Annotated in this window: 21 protein-coding genes and 5 tRNA genes; all 26 read right to left on the bottom strand. The window is 62.0% G+C overall.

Going from position 1 to position 26,552, the window contains the following annotated elements:
• Nucleotide 1: 1 nt before the first annotated feature.
• Entirely contained in the window at nucleotides 2–3,520 is a 3,519-nt protein-coding gene (gene rpoB, locus AUL39_RS01480; protein WP_059052902.1) for a DNA-directed RNA polymerase subunit beta, read from the bottom strand.
• Nucleotides 3,521–3,844: 324 nt separating this feature from the next.
• Complete coding sequence (locus AUL39_RS01475) at nucleotides 3,845–6,265, bottom strand: pyruvate formate lyase family protein (protein WP_059052901.1); 2,421 nt, start codon at nucleotides 6,263–6,265, stop codon at nucleotides 3,845–3,847.
• A gap of 99 nt (nucleotides 6,266–6,364) precedes the next feature.
• Nucleotides 6,365–7,294, bottom strand: a complete 930-nt coding sequence (locus tag AUL39_RS01470; RefSeq protein ID WP_059052899.1) for a glycyl-radical enzyme activating protein — start codon at nucleotides 7,292–7,294, stop codon at nucleotides 6,365–6,367.
• 179 nt (nucleotides 7,295–7,473) lie between these two features.
• Nucleotides 7,474–8,133 carry a Crp/Fnr family transcriptional regulator gene (locus AUL39_RS01465; RefSeq protein ID WP_059052897.1) on the bottom strand — a complete coding sequence of 220 codons (660 nt, stop codon included), beginning with the start codon at nucleotides 8,131–8,133 and terminating at the stop codon, nucleotides 7,474–7,476.
• 201 nt (nucleotides 8,134–8,334) lie between these two features.
• Complete coding sequence (locus AUL39_RS01460) at nucleotides 8,335–9,627, bottom strand: MFS transporter (RefSeq protein ID WP_059052895.1); 1,293 nt, start codon at nucleotides 9,625–9,627, stop codon at nucleotides 8,335–8,337.
• 657 nt (nucleotides 9,628–10,284) lie between these two features.
• Nucleotides 10,285–10,665: a 50S ribosomal protein L7/L12 gene (gene rplL / locus AUL39_RS01455; RefSeq protein WP_059052893.1), complete on the bottom strand. Its 381-nt coding sequence runs from the start codon at nucleotides 10,663–10,665 to the stop codon at nucleotides 10,285–10,287.
• 84 nt (nucleotides 10,666–10,749) lie between these two features.
• Nucleotides 10,750–11,268: a 50S ribosomal protein L10 gene (gene rplJ / locus AUL39_RS01450; protein ID WP_059052890.1), complete on the bottom strand. Its 519-nt coding sequence runs from the start codon at nucleotides 11,266–11,268 to the stop codon at nucleotides 10,750–10,752.
• Nucleotides 11,269–11,652: 384 nt separating this feature from the next.
• The gene (rplA, locus tag AUL39_RS01445; protein ID WP_032110551.1) at nucleotides 11,653–12,360 is read right to left on the bottom strand and encodes a 50S ribosomal protein L1; all 708 of its coding nucleotides are present in this window, start codon (nucleotides 12,358–12,360) and stop codon (nucleotides 11,653–11,655) included.
• Nucleotides 12,361–12,468: 108 nt separating this feature from the next.
• Nucleotides 12,469–12,900 (bottom strand): 50S ribosomal protein L11, encoded by a 432-nt coding sequence (gene rplK / locus AUL39_RS01440; RefSeq protein WP_032110552.1) that lies wholly within the window; start codon nucleotides 12,898–12,900, stop codon nucleotides 12,469–12,471.
• A 90-nt stretch (nucleotides 12,901–12,990) separates the two neighbouring features.
• Nucleotides 12,991–13,542: a transcription termination/antitermination protein NusG gene (gene nusG / locus AUL39_RS01435; protein WP_059052888.1), complete on the bottom strand. Its 552-nt coding sequence runs from the start codon at nucleotides 13,540–13,542 to the stop codon at nucleotides 12,991–12,993.
• 3 nt (nucleotides 13,543–13,545) lie between these two features.
• Nucleotides 13,546–13,944, bottom strand: coding sequence for a preprotein translocase subunit SecE (secE, locus tag AUL39_RS01430; protein ID WP_059052886.1), 399 nt, complete (start codon nucleotides 13,942–13,944; stop codon nucleotides 13,546–13,548).
• Nucleotides 13,945–14,017: 73 nt separating this feature from the next.
• Nucleotides 14,018–14,093: transfer RNA gene (locus tag AUL39_RS01425), tRNA-Trp, on the bottom strand.
• Nucleotides 14,094–14,110: 17 nt separating this feature from the next.
• A complete protein-coding gene (gene rpmG / locus AUL39_RS01420) occupies nucleotides 14,111–14,260 on the bottom strand; it encodes a 50S ribosomal protein L33 (protein WP_032110555.1) in 150 nt (49 codons plus the stop codon).
• A 263-nt stretch (nucleotides 14,261–14,523) separates the two neighbouring features.
• The gene (gene tuf, locus AUL39_RS01415) at nucleotides 14,524–15,729 is read right to left on the bottom strand and encodes an elongation factor Tu (RefSeq protein WP_059052884.1); all 1,206 of its coding nucleotides are present in this window, start codon (nucleotides 15,727–15,729) and stop codon (nucleotides 14,524–14,526) included.
• A gap of 97 nt (nucleotides 15,730–15,826) precedes the next feature.
• Nucleotides 15,827–15,903 (bottom strand) — tRNA-Met (locus tag AUL39_RS01410).
• Between the two features lie 22 nt (nucleotides 15,904–15,925).
• Nucleotides 15,926–16,001, bottom strand: a tRNA-Thr gene (locus AUL39_RS01405).
• Between the two features lies 1 nt (nucleotide 16,002).
• Nucleotides 16,003–16,086, bottom strand: a tRNA-Tyr gene (locus tag AUL39_RS01400).
• 269 nt (nucleotides 16,087–16,355) lie between these two features.
• A tRNA-Thr gene (locus tag AUL39_RS01395) sits at nucleotides 16,356–16,430 on the bottom strand.
• A gap of 80 nt (nucleotides 16,431–16,510) precedes the next feature.
• On the bottom strand, nucleotides 16,511–17,098 hold the full coding sequence (locus AUL39_RS01390; RefSeq protein ID WP_059052882.1) for an NYN domain-containing protein: 588 nt from the start codon (nucleotides 17,096–17,098) through the stop codon (nucleotides 16,511–16,513).
• Complete coding sequence (gene rlmB / locus AUL39_RS01385; RefSeq protein ID WP_059052880.1) at nucleotides 17,091–18,068, bottom strand: 23S rRNA (guanosine(2251)-2'-O)-methyltransferase RlmB; 978 nt, start codon at nucleotides 18,066–18,068, stop codon at nucleotides 17,091–17,093. Before rlmB ends, AUL39_RS01390 begins: the two co-directional genes overlap by 8 nt.
• 9 nt (nucleotides 18,069–18,077) lie before the next feature.
• Nucleotides 18,078–19,538, bottom strand: a complete 1,461-nt coding sequence (cysS, locus tag AUL39_RS01380; protein ID WP_059052878.1) for a cysteine--tRNA ligase — start codon at nucleotides 19,536–19,538, stop codon at nucleotides 18,078–18,080.
• A 99-nt stretch (nucleotides 19,539–19,637) separates the two neighbouring features.
• Nucleotides 19,638–20,555 (bottom strand): cysteine peptidase family C39 domain-containing protein, encoded by a 918-nt coding sequence (locus AUL39_RS01375; RefSeq protein ID WP_059052875.1) that lies wholly within the window; start codon nucleotides 20,553–20,555, stop codon nucleotides 19,638–19,640.
• A gap of 566 nt (nucleotides 20,556–21,121) precedes the next feature.
• Nucleotides 21,122–21,607, bottom strand: coding sequence for a 2-C-methyl-D-erythritol 2,4-cyclodiphosphate synthase (gene ispF / locus AUL39_RS01370; protein WP_059052873.1), 486 nt, complete (start codon nucleotides 21,605–21,607; stop codon nucleotides 21,122–21,124).
• A 272-nt stretch (nucleotides 21,608–21,879) separates the two neighbouring features.
• A complete protein-coding gene (ispD, locus tag AUL39_RS01365) occupies nucleotides 21,880–22,644 on the bottom strand; it encodes a 2-C-methyl-D-erythritol 4-phosphate cytidylyltransferase (protein WP_082667170.1) in 765 nt (254 codons plus the stop codon).
• Nucleotides 22,641–23,717, bottom strand: coding sequence for a DNA integrity scanning diadenylate cyclase DisA (disA, locus tag AUL39_RS01360; protein ID WP_059052871.1), 1,077 nt, complete (start codon nucleotides 23,715–23,717; stop codon nucleotides 22,641–22,643). Before disA ends, ispD begins: the two co-directional genes overlap by 4 nt.
• A 105-nt stretch (nucleotides 23,718–23,822) precedes the next feature.
• Nucleotides 23,823–26,420, bottom strand: a complete 2,598-nt coding sequence (locus AUL39_RS01355) for an ATP-dependent Clp protease ATP-binding subunit (protein ID WP_059052869.1) — start codon at nucleotides 26,418–26,420, stop codon at nucleotides 23,823–23,825.
• Nucleotides 26,421–26,552: the final 132 nt, after the last annotated feature.

The following is a 26,552-nucleotide window of genomic DNA, read 5'->3' as shown; positions in this document are numbered from 1 at the left end:
GCTACTCCTTATCGCTGTTGGCGTCGCCGACGAGGTTGTCGGACTCGCCGAGGTCGCGGGCAAGGCCCTTGACGAGGTCATCGGTGGTGTTGATGTTGGCGAAGACGTCCACGGGGTTCTCCTTGGCCGCAGGCTTCTCCTCCTCTGCCTTGGGCTCGGCCTTCTTCTTGTAGGAGATGGGCTCGATGTCGAGCGCGAGGGAGCGCATCTCCTTGACGAGGACCTTGAAGGACTCTGGGATGCCTGCGGGTGGAACGTTCTCGCCCTTGACGATGGCCTCGTAGGTCTTGACGCGGCCATTGGTGTCGTCGGACTTGACCGTGAGGATCTCCTGCAGGACGTTGGCCGCGCCGTAGGCGTAGAGGGCCCAGACCTCCATCTCGCCGAAGCGCTGGCCGCCGAACTGGGCCTTGCCGCCCAGGGGCTGCTGCGTGACGAGGCTGTAGGGGCCGGTCGAACGCGCGTGGATCTTGTCGTCGACCATGTGGCCGAGCTTCAGGATGTAGGAGGTGCCAACCGTGATGGGGCTCTTGAACGCCTCGCCCGTGCGACCGTCGTAGAGCGTGGTCTTGCCACGGTCGTTGAGCTGCGGCACGAAGTCAGCGTTCATGTGCTTGCCGTACTCAAGCATGGCCTTGTTCATAAGGTTCACGTTGGTGCGGCGGATGATCTCGGCGACCTCCTTGTCGGTCGCGCCGTCAAAGACGGGCGTGGCCACGGGGATGGGGCCGGGGACGTAGGTCTTGGAATCCGGCGTGGTGTCATCCCAGCCGTGGGTTGCGCCCCAGCCAAGGTGGCACTCGAGCAGCTGGCCAACGTTCATACGAGAAGGAACGCCCAGCGGGTCGAGAAGGACGTCCACAGGGGTGCCGTCGGCCATGTAGGGCATGTCCTCGACGGGCAGGACCTTGCACACAACGCCCTTGTTGCCGTGGCGGCCGGAGATCTTGTCGCCCTGCTGAATCTTGCGGCGCTGTGCGACAAAGACGCGGACAAGCTCGTTCACACCGGGCTGGAGGTCGTCTCCGGCCTCGCGGCTAAAGCGCACGACGTCGACGACGCGGCCGTAGGCGCCGTGAGGCATCTTGAGCGAGGTGTCGCGCACGTCGTGGGCCTTGGCGCCAAAGATGGCGCGGAGCAGGCGCTCCTCGGCCGTGAGGGCCGTCTCGCCCTTAGGCGTGACCTTGCCCACCAGGATGTCGCCAGGGCCTACCTCGGCACCAATGCGAATGATGCCGTCATCGTCGAGGTTTGCGAGCATCTCCTCGGACTGGTTGGGAATCTCGCGGGTAATCTCCTCGGGACCGAGCTTGGTGTCACGGGCGTCGATCTCGTGACGGGAGATGTTGATCGAGGTGAGCAGATCCTCCTGAACCACACGGTCGGAGACGATGATGCCATCCTCGTAGTTGTAGCCCTCCCACGGCATGTAGGCCACGGTGAGGTTCACGCCGAGCGCGAGCTCGGAGTGATCGATCGAAGTGCCGTCAGCCAAGGGCTGGCCAGCCTCGACGTGATCGCCCACATGCACGATGGGACGGTGGTTGATGCAGGTGCTCTGGTTGGAGCGCTGGTACTTGGGCAGCTCGTAGTCCTCGGCACCGTGCTCGTCGGAGTAGACAACCACGTGGGCGGCGTCGACCTTGTCGACAACGCCAGCGTGAGCCGCGCGGATGACCTCGCCGGAGTCGAGGGCGGCGCGAGCCTCCATGCCCGTACCCACGTACGGGGCGTGCGGACGAATCAGAGGCACGGCCTGACGCTGCATGTTAGCGCCCATGAGGGTACGCTTGGCATCGTCGTGCTCGAGGAACGGGATGAGGTTGGCTGCGACGGAGAGCATCTGACGCGGCGAGACGTCCATGAAGTCGACGTCAGAAACCTCAACCTGGGCAGGAGCGCCAAAGGAGCCGTCGAAGTCGCGCGTACGGGCGATGACGCGGTCGGGGTTGGTGATGTTGCCCTTGGAGTCCACGACTACAAAGCGGCGCGTCTTGGGGTCAACGGGGGTGTTGGCCGGCGCGATGTTGTGGTTCTCCTCCTCGTCGGCGGTCATCCACACGATCTCATCGGTGACCTTGCCGTCGACGACCTTGCGGTACGGCGCCTCAATGAAGCCGTAGTCGTTCACGTGCGCATAGAGCGCCAGCGAGCCAATGAGGCCGATGTTGGGGCCCTCGGGGGTCTCGATGGGGCACATGCGGGAGTAGTGCGAGTTGTGGACGTCGCGGACGGCCGTCGGCACGTTGGTGCGGCGGCTGGAGCCAGACTTGTGGCCGGCAAGGCCGCCAGGGCCAAGGGCCGAGAGACGACGCTTGTGCGTGAGGCCGGCCAGCGGGTTGGCCTGGTCCATGAACTGCGACAGCTGAGAGGAGCCGTAGAACTCCTTGATGGCCGCCACAATCGGGCGAATGTTGATGAGCGACTGCGGCGTGATGTCATCGGCGTCCTGGGAGGCCATGCGCTCGCGCACGACACGCTCCATGCGGCTCATGCCGATGCGGAACTGGTTCTGGACGAGCTCGCCCACGGTGCGCACGCGACGGTTGCCAAAGTGGTCGATGTCGTCGGTGTGCTTGGTCTCATCGCCAGCGTGAAGGGCAAGGAGGTAGCGGAGGGCCGCCACGATGTCCTCGTTGGTGATCACGCGCTCGTTGGCATCAACGTCAAGCTCGAGCTTCTTGTTGACCTTGTAGCGGCCAACGCGCGCAAGGTCGTAGCGCTGCGGGTTGAAGTAGAGGCCGTCGAGCAGCGAGCGGGCAGAGTCCACGGTGGGGGGCTCGCCGGGGCGCTGGCGACGGTAAATCTCGAGAAGGGCATCCTCGCGGGTGGTGGCAACGTCGCGCTCGATGGTCGAGCGGACAACCTCGGAGTCACCGAGAAGCGAGAGAATCTCGTCATCGGTCTCGGCGATGCCCAGGGCGCGCAGGAACGACGTTGCGCTCTGACGACGCTTGCGGTCGATGGAGACCACAAGGTGGCCGCGCTTGTCGACCTCAAACTCGAGCCATGCGCCGCGTGCGGGGATGAACTGCACGCGGTGGACGAGGATACCGGAGTCCATCTCAGCGGCAAAGTACACGCCAGGCGAGCGGACGAGCTGAGAGACGACGACACGCTCGGAGCCGTTGATGATGAAGGTGCCGCGGTCGGTCATGAGCGGGAAGTCGCCCATGAAGACGAGCTGCTCCTTGATCTCGCCGGTCTCCTTGTTGATGAAGCGCACGTCTACGAAGAGAGGAGCCTGGTAGGACAGGTCCTTGGCGCGGCACTCAGCCAAGCTGTGGGACGGGTCACCAAACTGGTGCTCACCGAAGGTCACCTGCATGGTCCCAGCGGAGTTCTCGATGGGAGAGAACTCCGAGAAGGACTCGGCGATGCCGTCGGTCATGAAGTGCTTGAACGAGTCCTTCTGGACGGAGATGAGGTTGGGCAGCTCCATCGCAGGCGGGATTTTGCTAAAGCTCTTGCGCGTACGGGTGACTTGCGGTTTAGTAAGAGAAGTCTTTGCGGTAGACACCAGGCTTTTCCTCCTTCAAAAGGGTGGAAGGCGGCAATTGTCGCAAACTAGTAATCTAGCCAAGCGCCGCTCTTCCGTCAATGAAAAGTCTTGACTTGTATTGCATTTTCTATTAGATTCCTCCTTTTTTCACACGGTTCCCGCAAAATCCACGGTATGAGTGTGGAGGAGTTGTGTAAGACAAGGTGGACCCCGGCCATCTCACGCTATGACCTCTCTGCCGCAGCGGCTTCTCCTGAAAACGGAGAGGGGCCAGTGGAGCGTTCGCCCACTGGCCCCCTCTGGGGGATATGTCGCAATAGCTACCGGTCGAAAGCAACGCGACTAGATCGTCAGCTCGGACCTTGCGATGAGCTCGTCCTGGATGGTAGTGCTGAGGTCTGCCCAGTAAGCCGAGTAGCCGGCAACGCGCACGATGAGGTCCTGGTGCTCGAGCGGGTGCTCCTTGGCCTCGATCATCTGCTTCTTGGACATGACGTTGAACTGGACGTGTTTGCCGCCCATGTCATGGAAGTACGTCTCAATGAGGGCCTTGAGCTTGTCGCGGCCGGACTTGTCGGCAAGGCTCTGCGGAGTGAAGCGCATGTTGAAGAGGACGCCGAACAGGTCGACCTGGTCCACGCAACCAGCCGAGCACATGACGGCAGCCGGACCATTGGTGTCGGTGCCCTGACGCGGCGAGACGGCGCCGTCGGACATTGCCGTCCAGGCAACGCGGCCGTCGGGCAGCGCGGAGCACTTTGCACCAGTGCCGGCATGGAAGCCGATGGAGTGCGGGGCGACCTCAAAGTGGCTGCCGTAGGCGGAAGGAATCTTGAACCAGATGTCCTCGATGAACTTGTAGCCCCAGTTGACAAGCTCGTCGACCTCTGGGATGTCGTTGCCGAACTTGGGCATGGCAATCATCTTTGCTTGCAAGTCCTCGTAGCCCTCCCAGTTTTTGTGGATGGCGTCGAGCAGGGTCTCCTTCGAGCAGATCGGGTTGTCGACGAAGATTTGGTTCTTGAGGACGTACAGGTTGTTGCCCAGGTCCTGGACGCCCACCGGGACGATGTACTGGGTGTTGTCGTTGTGGGCGGCGCCGCCTAGCGAGCATACCTTGCCGCGGTCGATGCAGTCGTCAACGAAGCAGGACATGGCGATGTCGGGGAAGGACTCAAGGTGCTCGATGCGGCACTGGCGGTTGCTGTTGGCGGCTATCTGCGCCCAGTACTCGCACTGCTTGCGATACGCCTCGATGAACTCGTCATAGGTCTTCATCTCGAGGAAGTTGCCGGTCTTGGGACCAATCTGCTCCTGCGAGTACCAGTTGAACCCATTGTTGAGCGTCATCTCGAGCATCTTGCCGTAGTTCTGGACGATGGGCCAGACGGAGCTCTGCTTGCCCGGAACCTGGTGAAGGACGCATCCGCCGATGGCATAGTTGCGAGCCTCTTCGAGGGTGTAGCCACGCTCGAGCAGGTACTGGATGGTCGTGTCGTCACCGAAGAACGCGGGGAAGCCCATGCCCATGGCAACAACCTCGAGCGCGCGGTCCATGAACTTCTCGTCGATGTTGGCGTGCCAGCGTACCGAGAGCGTCGGGTGAGGCGTACGGACCTTGGTAGCAGCGTCGAGGAAGAGATAGGACAGCCGGTTGGTGGCATCCTTGCCGGTCTTGGGATCGACGCCGCCCAGGACAACGTTGTGGAAGTGGGACTCGGCCGAGACCGACGGGACCATGACGTCGGGCCAGAACTGACGCTTCTCCATGATCTTGCACCTGAAGCACTCGAGAAGGTCCTGGGCGTACTTCTCATCGATGTAGCCGCGCTCGATGTCCTTCTTGAAGGTGGGATAGAGGAACTGGTCCATGCGGCCCATGCCCATGCCGTAGGTGCGGGTGTCCCAATAGACCATCAGGACTGCGAAGAAGAAGGACTGGAGCGCCTCCTGGAAGGTCTCGGCTGGATATTCGGGCACACGGTCGCAGACGCGGGCAATCTCCTCGAGCTCGACCTTGCGCTGCGGGTCCCTCTCGACTGCCGCCTTCTCGCGGGCAAGGGCAGCGTAGCGGTGAGCATAGTCGATGACGCCCTCAAGTTCATAGCGAAGGGCAAGGTAGAACTCGTGTGCACGGTAGTCTTCGTCGGTGAGGACGGTGAGATTCGCAAGCTTGTTGTCAATCTCTTCGATAAAGCCACGGGCACCCGTGGTGATCATGCGCGCACAGTCAGGGACGTTCCAGGCCTTCTCGGCATACATCTCGGAGACGGTGTTGGTCAGGTAGCCGCCAGCCTCACCGATCTTGGCCTCGAACTCCTCCTGCTCGGGACCCATGTACTTAATCCACATCTCCTTGCCGCCGATGTTGTGCCAGTACTGTGCGATGGCACGGGCCTGCTCGGCCTGCTCGGGACCGGTGAACTCATAGAAGGTTCCCGAACCCTTCCAACCGTACTTGTCGATGTAGTCCTCGACCCAAGATGCCGCAAGGTCGGGATACCACTCGGGCGACATCTGCGTGGCAGAGAAGTCACCCACGAGCAGCTGGTCGTCATCAATGAAGATGGGGATCTCGCGCATGATCTTCCTCACAGAGAGGCCGCGCTTGCGATAGAGGGAGTAGCCCTCGTACTCCTTGTAGCCGTCGGTAATGAGCTGGGCGCGCGCCATGGACATCTTTGCCGTATGGCGAAGCGGGTTCAAGCGGCTCCAAATGAGCTCACCGCGCGTCTGTCCCTCGTACTTCTTGTAGTCAAGCATGAAATTTCTCCTTTCCAATACGCAATACCTGGTCGAACCTGTATCCCATCCGCAGTATGCTGACGTCTGGCATGGAGCGGATTCTTGCCCGGTGATCGGTCAGGCGGATTGGTGCAGTGAGAGGTTGCGCTTGAGCGTCTCGAGATCCTCGAGGTGCTCGTCGCTCTGGCGTGCGAACCGCGGGTGGAAGCCCTTGAAGTCCATCTTGTCGTACTTGTTCTCGCCCAGGTTGTTGTAGGGCAGAAGCTCAAGGTGCTCCATCGGGTCAAGCCCGAGCTCGTCACGGACGAAGAGGATGATTGCCTTGATGCTGTCCCTGTCATCGTTAAATGTGGGGATGAGGGGCGTCCTGAAGATGACCGGCGTGCCCGTCTCCACGATACGTCGGGCGTTCTCCAGGATGGTCTCGTTGGGCGCACCCGTACCCCGCTTATGCGCTTCGGAATCCATGTTCTTGAGGTCGAAGTACACGAAGTCGCAAAGCTCCACGATGCGGCCGGTAACCGACCAGGGATAGAACCCCTCGATCTCTACGGCAGTGCGGATGTTCTCGTCATGCGCGGCGGCAAGCAGGTTGACCGTGAAGTTTGCCTGCATCTCGCAGGCTCCCCCCGAGACGGTCATGCCGCCACCTGAGTTCTTGTAGAGCCTGCGGTCACGTACCACGACGTCCATGACATCCTGAACCGTCATGGGCTTGCCCTCGAGCGTACGAGCCTTGTTGGGGCAGGCCTCAACGCAGGCGCCGCACGCAACGCAAAGCGACCGATCCAACACAAGATGCCCGTCTTTGAACCTGTTGGCCTCTTGCTTGCAGACGCCCACGCAGCGCCCGCACGAGGTGCAGGAGTCTTGCTTGTAGAAGAGGACCGGCTTGATGCTTTGCGACTCGGGATTCTGGCACCAGAAGCAATGCATTGGACAGCCTTTGAGAAAGACCGTCGTGCGCACACCGGGTCCATCCTTGGTGGAGTAGCGCTGGATGTTAAACACTTGGCCAACCAGATTGGGATCAAAGGGAGCAGACACGCCAATTCACCTCTCTCTTGAGGCTGGTCACGACAACCCGAGGGTCAGTGACGTACTCGATGGCCCCATTATTTGGAGGGGGTATTCGAAACTCACCTGCAACCTGCAGGGAGTTCGTTGAGAGGACCGCCGTGCGGCGTCAGTGCAACTTTTTCTGATTCCTACCTGGGGAAACGCACCTAGTTGTTCATGAAGTCGCTCACGTCATGAGCCGCCCGCTTGAGCCCAGCGCAATTGGTGAGCTTTATCCTGCCGCGACCCACGCGCCTGATGAGACCGTCATGTTCCATGTTTTTGAGCAGGTAATAGAACTGGCGCTCACTCACATTCATGACACGCCGCAGGGGTTCAATACGGGGAGCAAAGCCTGCGTCACGCCCCTCGACGGCCTTGAGCAGGTAGTAGGCGAGCACCTCATCGTAGGAAAAGAGAAGCCGCAGCATAAGCCGCTTGTACATGGCATACAGCCGATCTGTTATGCGGCGTCCGAAGTAGATGTTGAAATCCTTGTCCTCGAGCAGCTCATCAAGGACGTCTGTGAGGACGATCATCTTGCAAGGCTCGTCGGTACGCACCTCACAGTTGAAGTTGTTGCCGCGCATCTGTGAGAACTTGCCGATGAAGTCCCCTGGGCCGAGCGAGTCGATCCAGAACTCACGACCAGTGTTGGCGAGCGCATGGACCGAGACGGTGCCCTCGAGAATGAAGTAGTTGGATATCTTGTCCTCCGCATCAGATTTGATAAAGGTCACGTTTGCGGGAAACGAGACACGCGGAAGCGACGCCAGCGTCTCATCTGAGACATATTGGCGAAGCTCAGCGCAAGCATCGGATTCCATGACGCCCCCCGACGTTCATAGATGTAGCGGCACTTGTCAGTATTGTTTCAATCGCCTGCCAGCCGTGCGCCCTTCTGGCTAATCGCATCGATGTTTTCGGTCGATGGGCATAACCCAGCACCGCCCGCAGAGAGGGCGCACGGCTCGACCCTCCCTGCGGGCATGCTGGACGGACGTCCAGCCTATGACCTCTTGCTAGCCCTAATCCCGAGTGGTTACAGGAGGATCGACCTTCTTGGGCAACAGGCAGGCCGCAATGATCGAGATGATGAAGCCGCCCAGGGCAAACTTCACCGAGGCGTCGTAACCAAAATTGGTGCCGAGGTAGCCGCCCATGAACGACCCAACCGCCGGGCCAATTCCCATGCAGATGAGCGCCGCGAGGCCCCAGACCTTACCGAAGTACTTGTTGCCAAACACCGATCCGGCATAGCCGGCGGCACCGCCGGGTTCAACGGCCCAATAGAGCGAGAAGAGGACACAGCACACGACGCCCAGCCAGAGCATGTCCTTGGTATTGAAGAGAAGCAAGATGCAGGCGACAGCGGCAACCGAGGGGCCAGCAATGAGCACCATGCGACGAGCAACGGGCTCGGAACCCGTCTTGGTAACGAGCCGGTCGGCCACCTTGCCGAGGATTGGCATCGTGAAGATGCCACAGGCACCAATGACGATATACATGTTGGAGGCGGTGCCGGCCTCAATGCCGAGGCTGTTAGTCCAGTACATCACTATCTGGGACCAGATGAGGAATTCGCCAATCATGGAGCCAAGCAGGGCCGCGATGTCACACCACATGGCACGGGTCTTGAAGGCCTCGGCAACGGTGAAGTCGTGAGGCTTGGGGGCATTGGGGTCCTTCTCCGGAATGTTGCCGAATGCCTTGAGGCCGTATGCATCGGGGTTCTTCTGGGCTACGAACGCAGCGACGAGAAGCGCAACCAGGAAGAACACGCCCATGATGCGCATCACGAGACGCCACATACTGGGGCTCTGAGCCAGCAGGGGCTTCATGAAGAGGGTCAAGATGACCTGTGCAATGGGTGCACCAGCGAAGGCGATTCCCCACATAGTTGAGTACTTGTCGCCGACAAACCACTTGCGGCACGAAGTGGTCGAGGAAACCCACAACATGCCAGTGCCCACGCCAGCAAAGAAGCCATAGCAGAAGAGATACAGGTGGAAACTCGTCACGAATGATGTGAGAACCATCCCGAGGGCGCACATGATGGAGGCGATGAAGTACGCGGGACGGGTTCCGCTCTTATCAACCACCCTACCCGAAAAGTAGGCCGTGACTGCATATATGGACATCATTAGCGAGTAGCCCGTTGAGAGCATTGTGCCGTCCCAGCCAAGGTCCTGGCCCATAGGACCCTGCAGAATTGAGAAGGTGGAGCGAAAACCAAAGAGACAGAAGCATGCGAGAAAAGCCGCAACGACCACCTTGCGCGATCTGGACTTGCCATCAGCTGCGGACGCGGCATCAACCATGACGTTCTCCTTTCACTGGTGACAGGCTAGGTACGCCTGCCGAGGCATCTTGGGTACTCACTTGGCATTGCTCGATGGGCCGAGGGCACGCAAAATCATCCCTTCTCTACGCGATGAACTCCGTGCCACCATCGGACGTTGCCGCTCGTTAGCCCTGGTGCCTCTCTGCCCTGGTTGCTCCCCTCCCTTCACAATGCTGTTGAACGCTTACACGACCTGTACCTGCGCAAACGCGCAACTCATTCTCACGGTGCACATCGTATGAAACTCCATTTCGAAAATGAATCTGCAAATTGCATCGGAGTTGGTCAATTGGTTGAGTGACAGGCACAAGCGTGCCTGACCTCTGGACACTGAAGATGCAACGGGCGTCCACGGGTACCCGCGGAGCCTGCCAGCCCGCCTCGTACCCGACCAGGCACATGGGTGAAATGAACAGACGTTGGAAGGAGATGCCGCGAGTTGTTGCCAGCGCATAGGAATTCTCAGTAGCCAACTGGGCGAACACGACCAAGCACGAGCAGGCCGGTAACAAGCCGGGAGCGCGGCGCATAACCGTGGAGCACACAGCCACTGATTGCGCGCGCATACAAAAAGGGGCCGGACCACCCGGTCCGACCCCTTGAGGTTCATGCAGAGCGCCTGAGAAACCCGAAGTTACTTCAGGGTGACGGTAGCGCCGGCCTCCTCGAGCTGCTTCTTGGCGTCCTCGGCGTCCTCCTTCTTGGCACCCTCGAGCAGGACGGTAGGAGCGGACTCCACCTTGTCCTTGGCCTCCTTGAGGCCGAGGCTGGTCAGGGCGCGGACAACCTTGATGACGGCAATCTTGTTGGAGCCGAAGGAGGTCAGCTCAACGTCGAAGTTGGTCTTCTCCTCCTCCTCGGCGGCAGCAGCGCCAGCTGCGGGGGCAGCGGCGACGGCGACGGGGGCAGCGGCGGAAACGCCGAAGACGTCCTCCAGCTCGTGGACGAGCTCAGAAAGCTCGAGGGCGGGCATCTCCTTGAGGGCCTCGATGATCTCTTCCTTGGTAGCAGCCATGCTAATTCTCCTTTGTGTTGGGGCACCTTATGTGCCCTCAGGTTTTTCTGGTAATGCCGGTAGTGCGTGTAGTGCGGCAGGGCGCTAGGCGGCCTGCTTGTCGGCGACCGCCTGGAGCGCGGTGACGAGGCCCCTGGCGGGACCAGCGCACACCTGCGCAATGCCGGAGAGCGGGCTGCCAATGACGTACACGAGCTTGGCGAGCAGCTCGTCGCGGGACGGGAGCTCGGCGTACGCGAGAGCCTCCTCGGCCGAAATGGCCTTGCCGTCGGCGATACCACCCAGGATCTGCATCTTCTTGAGCTTGTCGGCCTCCTGCTTCAGGACCTTGGCGGCCTCGACAGGATCCTTCTCGTAGAAGACGTAGGCGCAGGTGCCCTTGAGCATATCGTCGATGTTGGGCATCTCGGCCTCATTGAGGGCAATGCGCACGATGTTGTTCTTGTAGACCTTCATGTGTGCGTTGGCCTCGCGCAAGGCGCGACGGAGCTCCTGGGCCTCCTTGACGGTGAGGCCGCGATAGTCAACGACAAAGACGCCCTTGGAAGCCTCGAGGGAACCCTTGACCTTCTCGAGCATGTCGATATTGGACTGTGCTGGCATGTGAACACCTCCTTCTCATGCGTTTCCGGGCACGATCCGCCGACGCGGCGGGCCCCTCGCATGAGAGGGCCCCGCTTGGCGCAGCCAAACGGGGCCTCATAGGTTCATAGCTGAGACCACCTCGGCAGGCGGGTTTCCCCTTTGAGCCCTAAGGCACCGGCTGTCTTTGGCAGCGGGACGTGCAACGTGTGCAATGCAGGCCAGAAACCTGCAGTGGTTATTCTCGCACGCGAGACGCCCGTGCGTCAAGATGCCCAGGCGAGACACGCCATCGACACATAAGCGTCCGGGATTGCATGCGATGAGACAAAGGGAAACTCCCTTTGTCTCACAAAAAAGCCCCGCTCGGGCGAGCGGGGCTTACATACCACGATGCGAGAGGAGCTAGTCCTCCATGAAGTCGCGGGTCTTGGTGGTGTCGACCTTGATGCCAGGGCCCATGGTGGTGGAGATCACGATGGACTTGACGTACTTGCCCTTGGCACTCGACGGCTTGACGCGCAGCAGCTCGGTGAGGAGCGCGCCGTAGTTCTCGACAAGAGCCTTGACGTCAAAGGACGCCTTGCCCATGGGGACGTGGCAGATGCCATAACGGTCGGCGCGGTACTCGACGCGGCCGGCCTTGAGCTCCTTGACCATCTTCTCGACGTCCATGGTCACGGTGCCCAGCTTGGGGTTAGGCATGAGGCCGCGGGGGCCGAGGATACGGCCGAGACGGCCGACCTTGCCCATGAGGTTGGGCGTGGCGATGACGGCGTCAAAGTTGATGTTGCCCTTCTGGACCTCCTCGATAAGGTCATCGGAGCCGACGATGTCGGCGCCGGCAGCCTCGGCCTCGGCGGCCTTGGCGCCCTCAGCGAAGACGGCAACGCGGACGGTCTTACCGGTGCCGTTGGGCAGCGAGATGGAGCCGCGGATGTTCTGGTCGGCCTTGCGGGTGTCGACGCCCAGGCGAATAGCGACCTCGACGGTCTCGTCAAACTTGGCAGAGGAGAGCTCCTTGGCGAGCGTCATGGCCTCCTTGGGCGAGTAGACCTTGCCGGCCTCGACCTTGGCGGCTGCGGCGTTGTAGTTCTTTCCGTGCTTGGGCATGTGATACCTCCTGTGGTCAACGGGCTATTTGCCCTCCCACATAGTTGGCGGCATGGCCGCCGTATCCTGAGAGTCGCCCCGTACGGGGCGCATGGTGCCTGATTAGTGCTAGTCCTCGGCGATGGTGACGCCCATGGAGCGAGCGGTGCCCGCGACGATCTTCTTGGCGGCCTCGATGTCGTTGGCGTTGAGGTCCGGCATCTTGATCTGGGCGATCTTGGTGAGCTGCTCCTGGGTGAGCTGGCCAACCTTATCACGCTGGGGCACGCCGGAGCCGCTCTTGAGACCAAGCTCCTTCTTGATGAGGTGGGCCGCAGGCGGGGTCTTGGTCACGAAGTCAAAGGTGCGGTCCTCGTAGACCGTGATCTCGACGGGGATGATGTCGCCGGCCTGGTCCTTGGTGGCAGCGTTGAAGGCCTGGCAGAACTGCATGATGTTGACCTGGGCAGCGCCAAGGGCGGGGCCAACGGGAGGCGCGGGGTTAGCGGCGCCAGCCGGAATCTGGAGCTTAATGAAGTGAGTAACCTTCTTCTTGGGCATGATGTTCCTCCTGGAGAGCGTGCTTTGTATCTATCTTCACGCAGGCGCCCGAGAAGCCATCCTCACCGATACGGGACCTGCCAGAAGTTCCTAGCTGATGACCGAGATCTGGTCGAGCGTGAGCTCGACGGGGGTCTCGCGCCCAAAGATCATGAGCATGACCTTGACCTTGCCTGCCTCGGCGTTGACCTCGGAGACCTGGCCGTCGAAATCTGCCAGAGGGCCGGAGAGAACGCGTACGGACATGCCGGGCTCGATGTTGGTCGAGGTGCGCTTGGGGGTGGGAGCGGCCGTGCTGGTGCGCACACCACCGCGACGCATGATCTTGTCGAACTCGTCGCGTCGAAGCGGCGTGGGCTTGCCGTCGAGACCAACAAACCCCGTGACACCGGGCGTGTTGCGAACGACGGCCCAGGTGTTATCGTCTACCTCCATACGCACGAGGACGTAGCCAGGGAAGACCTTGGCCTCCTTGGTCTCGCGCTTGCCGCCGTCCTTGACCTCGGTGACCTCCTCGGTCGGGATCTGGATGTCCACGACCTTGTCACCAATGCCATAGGTCTCGATGCGGTGCTCGAGATCGGTCTTGACCTTGTTCTCGTACCCGGAGTACGTGTGAATGACGTACCAGCGCTTAGCCATGGCCTATGCCCCCAAACTCGTGTAGCCAACGAGCAAGGCCACGATGCCGGTGTCAACAAGCCAGAGGGCGATGCCGAAGACCAAGAGGGAGACAATCACGGCAACGGAGTAGTTGCGAAGCTCATCCCTCGAAGGCCATACGACGCGCTTCATCTCGGTACGCACGGCAGCGAAGTAGTTGCTGATGCGCTTACCAAGGCCCGGCTTCTTGTTGCTCGCCTTTGCAGGCTTGTTCTGCTTCTCGGGTGCCTTGGCAGCGGCAGCAGCCTGCTGCTTGTGCGCACCCTCAGCCTTCTGGGGGTTGGAAGAGGCGGCGGAGGCAGCCTGGGCGGCCTCGCGCTCGGCGCGCTTCTGGGCGCGTGCCTTGCGGGCGCTCCTCTTGTTCCTGTCCTTGTTCGCCATCCTCACAACTCCTAAAAGACTGGCCTTTACATGGAAACCGGCTAACCCCGAAGGGAAAGCCGGTGGGAAATTCTGGCACGCCAGGAAGGACTCGAACCCTCAACACTCGGTTTTGGAGACCGATGCTCTACCAATTGAACTACTGGCGTGTGTGGACCCACCTAGTTTAGCGGGTCTCGCGGTGAAGCGTGTGCTTACGGCACCACGGACAATACTTCTTCATCTCAAGGCGATCAGGGGTGTTCGCCTTGTTCTTGGTCGTGGTGTAGTTGCGGCGCTTGCACTCAGTGCATGCAAGTGTAACAAGTGTACGCATGAATCCTCCTGAGACACCATGTCACTTCGAGGCCATCCTCGAAGATGGCGCGGTGGAGAACGTTACCATTACCTAACGCGTTCTGTCAACCAAACACGATTCTTAGCGGCCAGCTCACATAACATTCACGCAAGTAGCCGGCATTGGGCTGACAGAAAACGATTGAGGGCGCGAACAAAAAGCTCAATTCCAATGTGCACCACTCAAGAGAAGGGCCCGACACCCTTGCGGATGCCGGGCCTTGAGGTCACTTCTAAGAGAAGCTACTCGACGATCGTCGCAACACGGCCGTCGCCGACGGTGTGGCCGCCCTCGCGGATAGCGAAGCGCAGGCCCTCCTCCATGGCGATGGGGTGAATGAGCTCGCAGGAGATGGTGACGTGGTCACCCGGCATGGCCATCTCGACCTTGTTGCCGTCCTTGTCGGTGAGCTCGGTGATGTCACCAGTCACGTCAGTGGTACGGAAGTAGAACTGGGGACGATAGCCGGAGAAGAACGGGGTGTGACGGCCACCCTCCTCCTTGGTGAGGACGTAGATCTCGCCGGTGAACTTGGTGTGAGGGGTAACCGAGCCGGGCTTGCAGAGAACCTGGCCGCGCTCGATGTCCTCGCGCTTGATGCCGCGGAGCAGGATGCCCACGTTGTCGCCAGCCTCGCAGAAGTCCAGCGTCTTGCGGAACATCTCGATGCCGGTTGCAACGGAGGTCTGGGTGGGCTTGATGCCGACAATCTCGACGGGCTCGTTGAGCTTGAGCTCACCGCGCTCGACACGGCCGGTGGCAACGGTGCCGCGGCCGGAGATGGTCATGACATCCTCGACGGCCATCAGGAACGGCTTCTCGTTGTCACGAGCAGGCGTGGGGATGTAGGAGTCAACGGTGTGCATGAGCTCGATGATGGAGTCGACCCACTTCTGCTCGCCGTTGAGGGCGCCGAGAGCGGAGCCACGGATGATCGGGGTGTTGTCGCCGTCGAAGCCGTACTCGGAGAGCAGGTCGCGGGTCTCCATCTCGACCAGGTCGATGAGCTCCTCGTCGTCGACCATGTCGCACTTGTTCAGGAAGACGATGATGTACTTAACGCCGACCTGACGGGCGAGCAGGATGTGCTCGCGGGTCTGAGCCATGGGGCCGTCGGTAGCGGCGATAACGAGGATGGCGCCATCCATCTGAGCAGCGCCGGAGATCATGTTCTTGACGTAGTCGGCGTGGCCCGGGCAGTCAACGTGAGCGTAGTGGCGCTCCCAGGTCTCGTACTCGACGTGAGCGACGGAGATGGTGATGCCGCGCTGGCGCTCCTCGGGAGCCTTGTCGATGTTCTCGAAGGCGGTGTAGGCAGCCTTGCAGCCCTCGGTCTCGGAGAGAACCTTGGTGATGGCCGCGGTCAGCGTGGTCTTGCCGTGGTCGACGTGACCAATGGTACCGATGTTTACGTGCGGCTTAGAACGATCGAACTTCTCCTTGGCCATTGCCAATCCTCCTTTTGGAACGAACCTCTCCGGCCATTCCATGGTACAGAAATACGCCTATTTATGCTCAGCGGCGCCGAAGCGCCGCAGAAAAGCCTGGTACCGGTGACTGGATTCGAACCAGTGACATCGCGGGTATGAGCCGCGTGCTCTAACCAGCTGAGCTACACCGGCATGGAGCCGTGCACTTGAAAAATGGAGCCCGCGACCGGATTCGAACCGGTGACCTCTTCGTTACCAACGAAGTGCTCTACCGACTGAGCTACACGGGCATGGTGGGGATGCTTGGACTCGAACCAAGGAACCCAGAGGGAGCGGATTTACAGTCCGCCGCAGTTGCCGCTGTGCCACATCCCCATTCCGTTTTCAAGCACCGCACGGGGCGAACCCCCTGCAGCGGAGTGAATAATACGACGTGGAAAAAATCCTGTCAACGCGTACCCCGGTACCGGGCGTATCTATCCCACGAATACCGCACAATTCCAACAAGACCACAGGTAGAAGCTATGGCACCAAGCGGTATTACGACTCAATTTGCTTCCCAAGACCACCGTTCACGCAAAAGGTGTCGTACCGTTTACAAAAAAGATTCGGCCGAAGGCATATGCCTCCGGCCGGAAGGTTCCTGGAGCCGGTAGAGGGAGTCGAACCCACAACCCACGGTTTACAAAACCGTTGCTCTGCCATTGAGCCATACCGGCGGTGAGGACATGATAGCGTGTTTGAGCCAATCTGGCACGCGTTGTGCGGGATTGGCTCGCCACTAGTGGCTCAATTCCTGCTATCTGCGTCCACGCAGCTTGTCCAGCTTGGCGCGCGTCTCGGCGTCGAGCCTGTCTTCCAAGCTTAGGTGCGTGTGCGACCCACGCTCCCGCACCTCCTCGACACCCTGGTTCACAATGCTCATGTTCTGTGCGAGAAGCGCGCTCGAGACCGTGGTCACCGGAATCCCGCCAACGGTGTAGCGGATCGTGTTGTCCGAGGTCACGAGCAGCACGTCCCTCTCGGCATGGCGCGCCTCCGTGACCAGACGCTCTATGACCGTGTCGGCAGACTCGCCCGTGCGCGAGAAGACCACGCGTACGCCCGCCGTGCTCCAGTTGGGGCGCTCGCTCGAGAGGTTGCCGGCCGCATCGAATACCACCACGGGCTCATAGCTTCCCTGGGCATAGGCGGCGACGTCGGCGACGAGTGCCTCACGGGCGCGATCGAACGGGTCGTGCCCGTATGGGTCGCGCGAGAGGTGCGCAACGTCAGCCAGCGCGCCAGCGCCTGCGTGCTCGTCGATGAGCGCGGCATAGCGCGGGGTCCCGTGGACCACGTTGTAGCCGTCGACCACGAGAAGCGCGAGCCGTATGCGCCTAGGCATCCGAGCGCGCCCCCTCACTCACGCGGCGAAGCCACTCATAGCACATGACCGTTGTGGCCTGCGCAACGTTGAGCGACTCGACGCGTCCGCGCTGCGGGAGTCTGGCACCAAAGTCACAGTGGTCGAGCACCAAGCGGGAGATGCCCTCCCCCTCCGAGCCCATGACCAGGGCGAGCCTTCCGTAGACAGGTGCATGCCACACGTCCTGCTCCGCATGCTCGGTTGCGGCGCACGCCCAGAAGCCGGCCTCCTTGAGCTGGTCGATCGCACGGGCAAGGTTGGGGACCTGGGCTATGGGAAGGTGCAGCACCGCGCCGGCCGAGGTCTTGTAGGCGCCCGGGCCAACGGTAGCCGCGCGGGCGTTGGCGACAACCACGCCAGCCGCACCCACCACCTCAGCGGAGCGAACGATGGCACCAAAGTTGCCCTCGTCCGTCACGTGGTCAAGCACAACCACCAGGGCGTCTCCCTCGCCCGATGCGGCAATGACGTCCTCGATGGTCGCGTACGAGAAGGGCTTGGTCCGCACGACGATGCCCTGGTGGGCACCGTGGCTCGAGAGGCGATCTAGGCGGGAGCGCGGGACTACCTCGCACTCCACGCCGGCGTCGGCAAGCCTGCGCACCAGCGTGTCAAGCGTCTTGTCAGTCCCTTCGGGCGAGCCGGCGCCATCCTGCACGTAGGCGGTGCGAATGGGAATGCCAGCGTCAAGCGCCTCTGCAACGGCGCGACGCCCCTCGATGAGGTCGGAGCCAAGCGTCGCAGGACGCTGCTGGTCCTGGCGGTTACCCGCACGCTGCGGGCGCGAGTCCGAGCGCTGGGGTCCGCGCTGGCCGCGGCTCCCCTGACCCTGACGGCCACCGCTTCCACCCGTGCGCTGATCGCGTCCGCGGTACTGGCTACCGCGCCCAGCTTGAGAAGGGCCCTGCCCCTTGCGTGAGGAGCCGCGGCGCGCGTCGCCTCGTGCCATTCTCATCACCTACGCCCTGCGCAGGCGAGCGCCCGCGGCAGTGTCCTCGAGGACCAGGCCCAGCCCGGTGATAGCATCGCGGATGCCGTCTGCGGTGCCCCAATCCTTCGCCTTGCGGGCCGCCTGGCGAGCAGCGATGAGCGCATCCGCGGCCTCGGCGGCAGAGTCGCCCTGGTAGCCGGCGTACTTCTCGGCAAGGCCCACCAGTTCGGCGGGGAGCTCGTCCTCCTCGGAGGCAAGCGTGACGCCCAGGACGCCCGCAAGCTCGGCCAATGCCTCTGCCGCAGCCTTGGCGGCCTTGCCGCCGGCAGCGGTGCCGGCATCGGCAAGGTAGGTGTTCGCCGAGGTCACAAGCGAGAAGATCGCGGCGAGACCGCCAGCGGTGTTGAAGTCGTCGTCCATCTGGCGCGTGAACTCCTCGCGCGCCTCGCTCACGGCAGAGCCCAGCGTGGCGTCGAGCTCCTCGCTGCCCGTGCCGTTCTTGGCTGCCCAGAGCAGGTTCTTCTCGCAGGTGCGCAGGCGCTCGAGGGTGCCCACGGCCCCCTCCAGGCGATCGAAGGAAAAGTCGAGGGGAGCACGATAGTGGGTCTGCAGCATGAGCAGGCGCACGGCGTCGGCGGGGTACTTGTCGAGGACCTCCTTGAGCGTATAGAAGTTGCCCAGGCTCTTGGACATCTTCTCGCCGTCCACGCGGAGCATGCCCGTGTGCATCCAAAGGTTGGCAAGGGGCTCATGCCAGGCGCACATGGCCTGCGCGGTCTCGTTCTCGTGGTGCGGGAAGACGAGGTCTGCGCCACCGCCGTGGATGTCGATGGGGGTGCCCAGATAGCGGTGGATCATGGCGCAGCACTCGGTGTGCCAACCGGGGCGCCCGTCGCCCCAGGGGCTCGGCCAGCTGGGCTCGCCGGGCTTGGCGGCCTTCCAGAGGGCAAAGTCGAAGGGGTCGCGCTTCTGGTCGTTGACCTCCACGCGCTCGCCGGCGCGCATCTGGTTGAGGTCGCGCCCAGAGAGGATGCCGTAGTTGTTATCAGAGCGCACCGAGAAGTACACGTCGCCGTTGTCGGCCACGTAGGCGTTGCCCTGCTCGATGAGGGACTCGATCATCTCCTGCATGGCCTTAATCTCGTGCGTGGCGCGCGGGCGGATGTCGGGGTCGAGAATCCCAAAGCGATGCATCTGCTCGATGAAGGCGTTAGAGAACTCCTCTGCCACGTCGGCGGCGGTGCGACCCTGCTCGTTGGCGCGGTTGATGATCTTGTCGTCCACGTCGGTGAGGTTCTGGGCAAAGGTGACCTCGTAGCCCTTGTACATGAGGTAGCGGCGAATCACGTCAAACGAGAGGAACGTGCGCGCGTTGCCAATGTGAATCTGGTCATAGACGGTGGGACCACAGACATACATGCGAATCTTGCCCGGCTCGATGGGCTCGAGCTCCTGCTTTCGGTGCGTCTGGGTGTTATAGATCTGCATGGTTTGCTCCTTGGGATGTGTGCACAAGTACAGGCATTGTAGCAGCACACCGGGGAGCAGCTGGGGAGGGAGGTCTCCTAGGCAGCAACCCCCAGCATGCTAGCACCGCGGGAGCTTGCTAACGCCTGACCAGAACCCGTCGACGCCTCGACGGTACCCGCAACACCGCCCAACCAGTACCTTAGTCCCGTCGAGCACCTCAAAGCCTGCGGATGCAGTTCCGTTGTAGCTTCCCGCGCCAGAAACAACGGCAAGCGCAGTTCCTACAGAGTTATTGCCAACGTAGCTCACGGCGTAGTCGGTGCCCTCGGTGAGAGTTGCGCCGTCAAGCGTAACCGTTACCTGCGGCGTTACAGGCTCTCCCGCATACACAGCATCCTCCACCGTGACAACGGCGTTCCGAAGCGAGACGGGCCCGGGCGCAGACACCGGACTCGATACATACCAGTAAGCATCTGCGTTGGAGGCACGCACGCTCACGCACTCGTCAAGCGACGACGTAGCGCCCGTAAGCGAGTCATGGGCAATGAAGGCACCACTTTCCTCGTCGTAGCCCAGAAGGGTCACGGCGTGCGGGTTGCCGGTGCTTGTGTACAGCACGATGCCGGCAGGGTTCTCATCAAGCAGGGCGAGAAGCTCTGCGGTTCTCTCCTCCACGGTCGAGCCGGTTATGTAGCCGTGCTCCACGGCATAGGTGGCCTCCTGCGTGCTCACCGAGAAGCTGAAAGGCAGGCCGCCCGAAGACGGGATGGAGGAGGTGGTGATCGAGCTCCAGTCCTGGTCGCCGTTGAGAAGTGCCGCCCGGCGAAGCATGTTGGTGGCGGCATAGATAGTGCAGCGCCCGGTACTGCCGGGCTCGTTCACAAAGACGTCGTCGGCCAGGGTCTCTTCCAGCGTGGCGGCGCGTGCCCTGGCAAGGCCCAGTGAAAGTGCGATGGCAAGTGCCGCGAGCAGCGCGAAGGCCATTCGAATGGGAGCAGCAGCGCTGGCGTAAAGCTTGCCTGTGGTAATGGACATATGCGATTCCTTCCCGGCCGCGCGGGTTGGGGCAATGTCGTTCTGTCGAAGTTCGGTGGTGCCAATAGCATGAGATGGCGCGTGGTGCGATGGTGCGGTTATTCAAGTGCGTGGTACATCGTGCGCGGCCTGTCCATATACGCGCTGAGCTTGGAATGGATACCCTGCCGCGCGCATGCGTAACAGAGTAACCCCAGGTCTGCGTGGCACATGAAGTTTGCGCAGAGTCTCCTAGAGGCCTGCATCTCATGACCATCAAATCAGTACAGGCTTGAATGGTGTCCATAGGAGTTGGCGCGACGTGACGGGCGTCGTGATATGGCGCAGCGAGCGGCATCGTTGTTACCGGCTCGTCACGTAGTCAGGAGCCCTACCTGGGCAACCGCAGCGACGGCTCAACGCGCCGGTAACAAGGCGCGAACAGAGAGGTTCGTTGTTACCGGGCAGTTGTGAGCCCGGAGCTGTCAACAGGGGAAACGCATTCGAACTCAAACGCGCCGGTAACAAGGGCAGAATCGAGAGGCTCAGCCATGCGAGAGGCGCCGCCATGCCCTCTCCGAGAAGAGCTATCGGCCGTTTTCTTTGTCGAGAAGCACCACAGACCAGGCGGCTATGCCCTCCTCGCGTCCCACGAAGCCAAGGTGCTCCGTGGTGGTTGCCTTGACGCCCACCTGCGACACGTCGACGCCCATGGCCTGCGCCATGGTCTGGCGCATCTGCTCGCGGTACGGCGCGAGCTTTGGAGCCTGGGCAGCAACGGTGCAGTCTGCATCAACAAGCAAGAAACCCTGCTCGCGGGCAAGCCCCATCACGCGCGAGAGCAGGACCATTGAGTCCGCCCCCTCGTAAGCGGGGTCAGTGTCGGGAAAGAGTTGGCCAATGTCGCCGGCCCGCATGGCACCCAGGATGGCATCCATGAGGGCGTGTGCCAGCACGTCCGCGTCGGAGTGGCCAGCCAGGCCTCGCTCGCTAGGCACGGTGACACCGCCAAGCACAAGGGGGCGTCCCTCTGTGAAGGCGTGAACGTCGAAGCCATGTCCAATGCGAGTCATGTCCGCCCACCTCCGTGGCCTGTGCCTGGCTACTTGCCTGCGTAGCAATCCTTTGCAGAGAGAATCATAGGCATGTTATACACGATGGCTGCGGAAATGAGCCATCGGTCGAATGGGATGTCGCCGGAGGGCGCGTCATGTTGCAAATCGCACCAAAAACGGTGTTTCGGCGACATTTTGTCGCCGAAGGGCTCCTGGTGTTGCAATCCGCGCCAAAACGAGCCTTCGAGCGTCACCACAGCGCCCACCGCGGTAGCAGCGAGAAGCCAGGCCTACATCAGCAGTCGCTGCTCGAGCGCCGTGCATGCGATGGCCAAGTCTTCCGGCACCGTGACCTTGATGTTGTCGCGCGGGGAGTCGTAACAGCGAACCTTCCCACCGTGGCGCTCCACGAGGGAGGCGTCGTCAGTTCCCTGGTAGCCCTCCCAGGCAGCGGACTTGTACGCCGAGGTGAGTGCGCGGGTGCGAAACACCTGCGGCGTCTGGGCGGCCCAGTAGAAGGAACGGTCTGGCGTGGCGATAATCACGCCATCCTCGACCAGCTTGAGCGTGTCCACCGAGCGCGTGGCGCAGATGGCGCCCGCAAGCTTAGGGTCTTCTCGCACGCAGGCAATAACGCCCTCGATGACCTCTGTCTCGATGAGCGGGCGCGCCGCGTCGTGAACGGCCACAAAGTCGTACCCGCGCGGCATGGCGGCAAGGCCATGCGCAACGGACTGCTGGCGTGTCTCGCCAGATGCGGCAAGGGTAACGGGCGTGAGCAGGGTCACACGCGAGAGGACCTCATCGCGCACCGTGTCCACGCGATCCGGCGCGCACACCACCACGATGTGGCCAACCGATGGCGCGTGGTCAAAGGCGAGAAGAGGCCAGCACATGAGCGGCAGCCCGCAGAGGTCCACAAACTGCTTGCCGCGCGGGTCGCCAAAGCGCTCGCCCGTGCCACCGGCAACGATAATCGCCACGGTATCGGGCTGGTTGTCCTCCTTGCCCACGCGCGCAGCGTCGGCGCAGGCGCATGTCTCGGGGGCACTCATTCGCTCTGTCCCCACATGCGATGCAGGCTGTTTGCCAGCGCATCCGGGTTCTTGACGCCAATCTCGCCCAGCTTGGAGGAATCGTCCTCGGCGGCCTCCAGAATCTCCTGGAGCGAGCCATACTCGTCCACGATCTTGTCGGCCATGCCCTCGCGAACCACAGAGACGCGCGAGAGGGTGCGCAGGCCAAGCGGGGTCATGATGGTGTCCTCACCATAGTCGTCGTAGCCAAGGATGCGCGCGACCACCTTTGGCGAGCGCAGCTGCGGGTTGGCCATCTCGTGGAACTGCTTGCGGATGGCACGAGCGTGCTCCTCGGAGGAGTCCTTTGCGTAGTCACGGATCATGAGGTTGTATGTCTCGTCCATGTCCCCCAGGAACTCCTCGCGCTGCATCTCGGTGATGCGGCCGGAGGTGCCCAGCTGGACAATGCAGCGGTCGAGCTCATCGCCGGCGGACATGAGCACCTCGAACAGGTAGAAGATGTTCGTGATATCACCGAGCGTGACGAAGTTGTCAAGCTCAAGGCTCGTGAGGTGCTGCAGGCTGCGGTCAAGTTGCGAGCGGGTGTTTTGCATGGCGGCAGTGAGCTGGTTCACGGTGGACATGATCTCGGCCACAGGACGCAGCTGGAAGCCATGGCCATCCACGTAGACGTTCACCACCGAGCGACGCTCGGAAACCGAGATGACCATGGCTTTGGTGAGCAGGCTCATGCGCGCCGCCGTGCGGTGACGCGTGCCCGTCTCGGTGGTTGGCAGCGATGGATCGGGGTTGAGGTGGTAGTTTGCCCGCAGGATCTTGGTGAGGTCCTTGTCAATGATGACCGCGCCGTCCATCTTGCAGAGCTCAAACAGGCGGTTTGCAGTGAACGAGACGTCCATGGCAAAGCCGTCGTCCCCGGCGGCAAGCACGTTCTCCGTATCGCCAACGCAGATGAGAGCGCCCAGGTGACCGGCAATGATCATGTCAAGAGCCACGCGCAGCGCTGTTCCCGGCGCCGTCATCTTAATGGCGCTGTCGATGCGCTGCTGGGTTGTGAGGGCCCCTTTGTCTAGCTCGGCAGGATCCATGGCGCCTCCTCGGACAAGCCGGCCCGCGCGAGGCGGGCCGGAGAAATCTCAAACCTAGAAGCAGTATATGACGAGCGGGGGCGCTTAGGCACTTACGCCTTGAGCCTACGCGCCAGACGCAGCAAGCCCACCCTCCTGTGGCGACGGGTGCGTGTCGGCGTCAACGGACCAGCGGTCACGCGCCGAGGGCAGCTCCATGTGCTCGTGCTTGCGCGGCGCAGGAATCTCGCCCGTCCCCTTGGAGAAGACAAGCTCATCACCGTTTGCGTCCACCTCAATGATGTCGCCGCGCTGCCACTTGCCCTCCAGGAGCTCCTCGGAGAGCGGGTCCTCGATGAGGGTCTGGATGGCGCGACGAAGCGGGCGCGCACCGTAGATTGGGTCGGTTCCGCGCTTGGCCACAAGGTCGCGGGCAGCGTCGGTAAGGTTGATCGACATACCGTTGGCAATGAGACGATCGCGCAGGTCGGAGACCATAAGCTCCACGATGCCGCGGAGCTGGTCGCCCGTAAGCGACTTGAAGACCACGATCTCGTCCACGCGGTTGAGGAACTCGGGACGGAAGAGCTTCTTGAGCTCGGAGGTCACGCGGCTTGTGATCTCCTTGTCCGAGAGGCCCGAGGCTCCCGATGCCGAGAAGCCCATCGTGGTGGTCTGCGCGATGTCGCGCGCGCCGATGTTGGAGGTCATGATGATAACCGTGTTGGAGAAGTCAACATGACGGCCCTGGCCATCGGTGAGCCTGCCCTCGTCCAGAATCTGGAGCAGTACGTTGAAGACGTCTGGGTGGGCCTTCTCGATCTCGTCGAAGAGAACCACCGAGTACGGACGCCTGCGCACGGCCTTGGTAAGCTCGCCGCCCTCGTCGTAGCCCACGTATCCCGGAGGGGCACCAACGAGCTTGGAGACGGTGTGCTTCTCCATGAACTCGGACATGTCAAAGGTGATAAGCGCCTCTTCGGAGCCAAAGAGGAACTCTGCCAGCGCCTTGGCAAGCTCGGTCTTGCCCACGCCAGAAGGCCCGAGGAAGATGAACGAGCCACCGGGGCGACGCGGGTCCTTGAGCGGCGAGCGGCTGCGCCTGATGGCGCGGGCAACCTTGGTCACGGCCTCGTCCTGCCCAATGACGCGCTGGTGGAGAACATCCTCGCAGCGAAGGAGCTTGGATGCCTCCGCCTCGGTGAGGTTGGAGACGGGCACGCCGGTGATGCTCGAGACCACGTCGGCGATGTCGTTCTCGTCCACGGTCACCACGTTCTGGGCGAGCTTCTCGCGCCAGGCGCTCTCGAGCTCGTCGCGCTTGGCAACAAGCTCCTTCTCCTGGTCGCGCAGGCGCGCGGCATCCTCGAACTCCTGGGCGGCGGCGGCCTTGGCCTTCTCGTCCCTCACGCGGGCGAGGTCAGAGTCGACCTGGGCAATCTCGGGGGGCAGCGTGGTCTTGTGCACGCGCGTGCGCGCACCCGCTTCGTCGATAACGTCGATGGCCTTGTCAGGCAGGAAGCGGTCCTGAATGTAGCGGTCGGCAAGGGTGACGGCCGCCTTCAAGGCCGCCTCGGTGTAGTGGACGTGGTGATGCTCCTCGTAGCGGCTCTGCAGCCCATGCAGGATTTCGAGGGCGTCCTCGGGGCTAGGCTCGCCGATGTAGACTGGCTGGAACCTGCGCTCGAAGGCAGAGTCCTTCTCGATGTGCTTGCGGTACTCCTCGGCCGTAGTGGCGCCAATGACCTGGATCTCGCCACGCGAGAGAGGCGGCTTCAGAATGGACGCCGCATCAATGGAGCCCTCGGCCGAGCCCGCCCCGATGATCGTATGGATTTCGTCGATGAAGAGGATGTCATTGGGGTTGTCCTCAAGCTCGGCGACAACCTTCTTCATGCGCTCCTCGAACTCGCCGCGGTACTTGGAACCCGCAACGAGCGACGCCACGTCGAGCGTCCAGATCTGCTTGCCACGCAGGATGTCGGGCACGTTGCCGGCCGAGATGAGCTGCGCCAGGCCCTCGACGATGGCCGTCTTGCCAACGCCGGGGTCGCCCAGGATGAGCGGGTTGTTCTTCTGCCTGCGCGCAAGCACCTGCATGACGCGCTCAATCTCGCGGTCGCGATCGAGGACCGGGTCGAGCTTGCCCGACTCGGCAAGCTTGGTGAGGTTGCGACCGTACTTCTCGAGCATGGAGCCATCGTCCGAGGAAGGCTGGCCACCCATACCCATGAAGGTGCTGGGGTCCATACGAACCTCAGCCGCGGGCTGGCCCTCCTCCTCGGTGCCCTTAGAGACAAGCTCGTTCACCGCATTGCGCACGGCATCCCCAGAGACGCCCATGGCGCGCAGAGCGTCCATGGCGCGACCATTGCCTTCGGACACAATGCCCAGGAGCAGGTGCTCGGTGGCGATGTAGGTCTGGCCGTGCGTCATGGTCTCGCGATAGGCGGCCTCGAGCACGCGCTTGGTGCGAGGCGTGAAGGGGATGTGGCCACCGGGAACGGGCTCCGTCTCGTCCTGGGAGAGCTGCTTTACCGTCGCGAGCGTCTCGTCATACGTGACGTCGAGCTTTGCGAGCGCCTGCGCGGCAACGCCGTCGCCCTCCTTAATGAGGGCCAGGAGCAGGTGCTCCGTACCCACGTACATCTGGCCGAGGTTTCTCGCCTCGTCCTGGGCCAGGCTCATGACCTTCCTCGCCCTGTCAGTGAATTTTTCGAACATGCGCTGACGTCTCCTCAATGCCATGCGGGTCGACAAGAAACGCGCGGACCAGATGGCCCGCGCGCAGGGTTGCGTTCCCCGCGCCGTCTTCTTGGGTCTGTGTGTACCCACGCGCGGGAGCGGGCAAACACG

It is taken from the genome of Tractidigestivibacter scatoligenes, from assembly GCF_001494635.1.
GTDB lineage: Bacteria > Actinomycetota > Coriobacteriia > Coriobacteriales > Atopobiaceae > Tractidigestivibacter > Tractidigestivibacter scatoligenes.
This window is presented reverse-complemented; position numbering and strand designations above follow the sequence as displayed.

Coding starts and splice junctions, on each gene's coding strand:
- AUL39_RS01475 (WP_059052901.1), bottom strand. CDS start 6,265: ATGCTTGACTACAAGAAGTACGAGGGACAGACGCGCGGTGAGCTCATT.
- AUL39_RS01465 (WP_059052897.1), bottom strand. CDS start 8,133: ATGGAATCCGATGCTTGCGCTGAGCTTCGCCAATATGTCTCAGATGAG.
- AUL39_RS01460 (WP_059052895.1), bottom strand. CDS start 9,627: ATGGTTGATGCCGCGTCCGCAGCTGATGGCAAGTCCAGATCGCGCAAG.
- rplL (WP_059052893.1), bottom strand. CDS start 10,665: ATGGCTGCTACCAAGGAAGAGATCATCGAGGCCCTCAAGGAGATGCCC.
- rplJ (WP_059052890.1), bottom strand. CDS start 11,268: ATGCCAGCACAGTCCAATATCGACATGCTCGAGAAGGTCAAGGGTTCC.
- rplA (WP_032110551.1), bottom strand. CDS start 12,360: ATGCCCAAGCACGGAAAGAACTACAACGCCGCAGCCGCCAAGGTCGAG.
- rplK (WP_032110552.1), bottom strand. CDS start 12,900: ATGCCCAAGAAGAAGGTTACTCACTTCATTAAGCTCCAGATTCCGGCT.
- nusG (WP_059052888.1), bottom strand. CDS start 13,542: ATGGCTAAGCGCTGGTACGTCATTCACACGTACTCCGGGTACGAGAAC.
- secE (WP_059052886.1), bottom strand. CDS start 13,944: ATGGCGAACAAGGACAGGAACAAGAGGAGCGCCCGCAAGGCACGCGCC.
- rpmG (WP_032110555.1), bottom strand. CDS start 14,260: ATGCGTACACTTGTTACACTTGCATGCACTGAGTGCAAGCGCCGCAAC.
- tuf (WP_059052884.1), bottom strand. CDS start 15,729: ATGGCCAAGGAGAAGTTCGATCGTTCTAAGCCGCACGTAAACATCGGT.
- AUL39_RS01390 (WP_059052882.1), bottom strand. CDS start 17,098: ATGCCTAGGCGCATACGGCTCGCGCTTCTCGTGGTCGACGGCTACAAC.
- rlmB (WP_059052880.1), bottom strand. CDS start 18,068: ATGGCACGAGGCGACGCGCGCCGCGGCTCCTCACGCAAGGGGCAGGGC.
- cysS (WP_059052878.1), bottom strand. CDS start 19,538: ATGCAGATCTATAACACCCAGACGCACCGAAAGCAGGAGCTCGAGCCC.
- AUL39_RS01375 (WP_059052875.1), bottom strand. CDS start 20,555: ATGTCCATTACCACAGGCAAGCTTTACGCCAGCGCTGCTGCTCCCATT.
- ispF (WP_059052873.1), bottom strand. CDS start 21,607: ATGACTCGCATTGGACATGGCTTCGACGTTCACGCCTTCACAGAGGGA.
- ispD (WP_082667170.1), bottom strand. CDS start 22,644: ATGAGTGCCCCCGAGACATGCGCCTGCGCCGACGCTGCGCGCGTGGGC.
- disA (WP_059052871.1), bottom strand. CDS start 23,717: ATGGATCCTGCCGAGCTAGACAAAGGGGCCCTCACAACCCAGCAGCGC.
- AUL39_RS01355 (WP_059052869.1), bottom strand. CDS start 26,420: ATGTTCGAAAAATTCACTGACAGGGCGAGGAAGGTCATGAGCCTGGCC.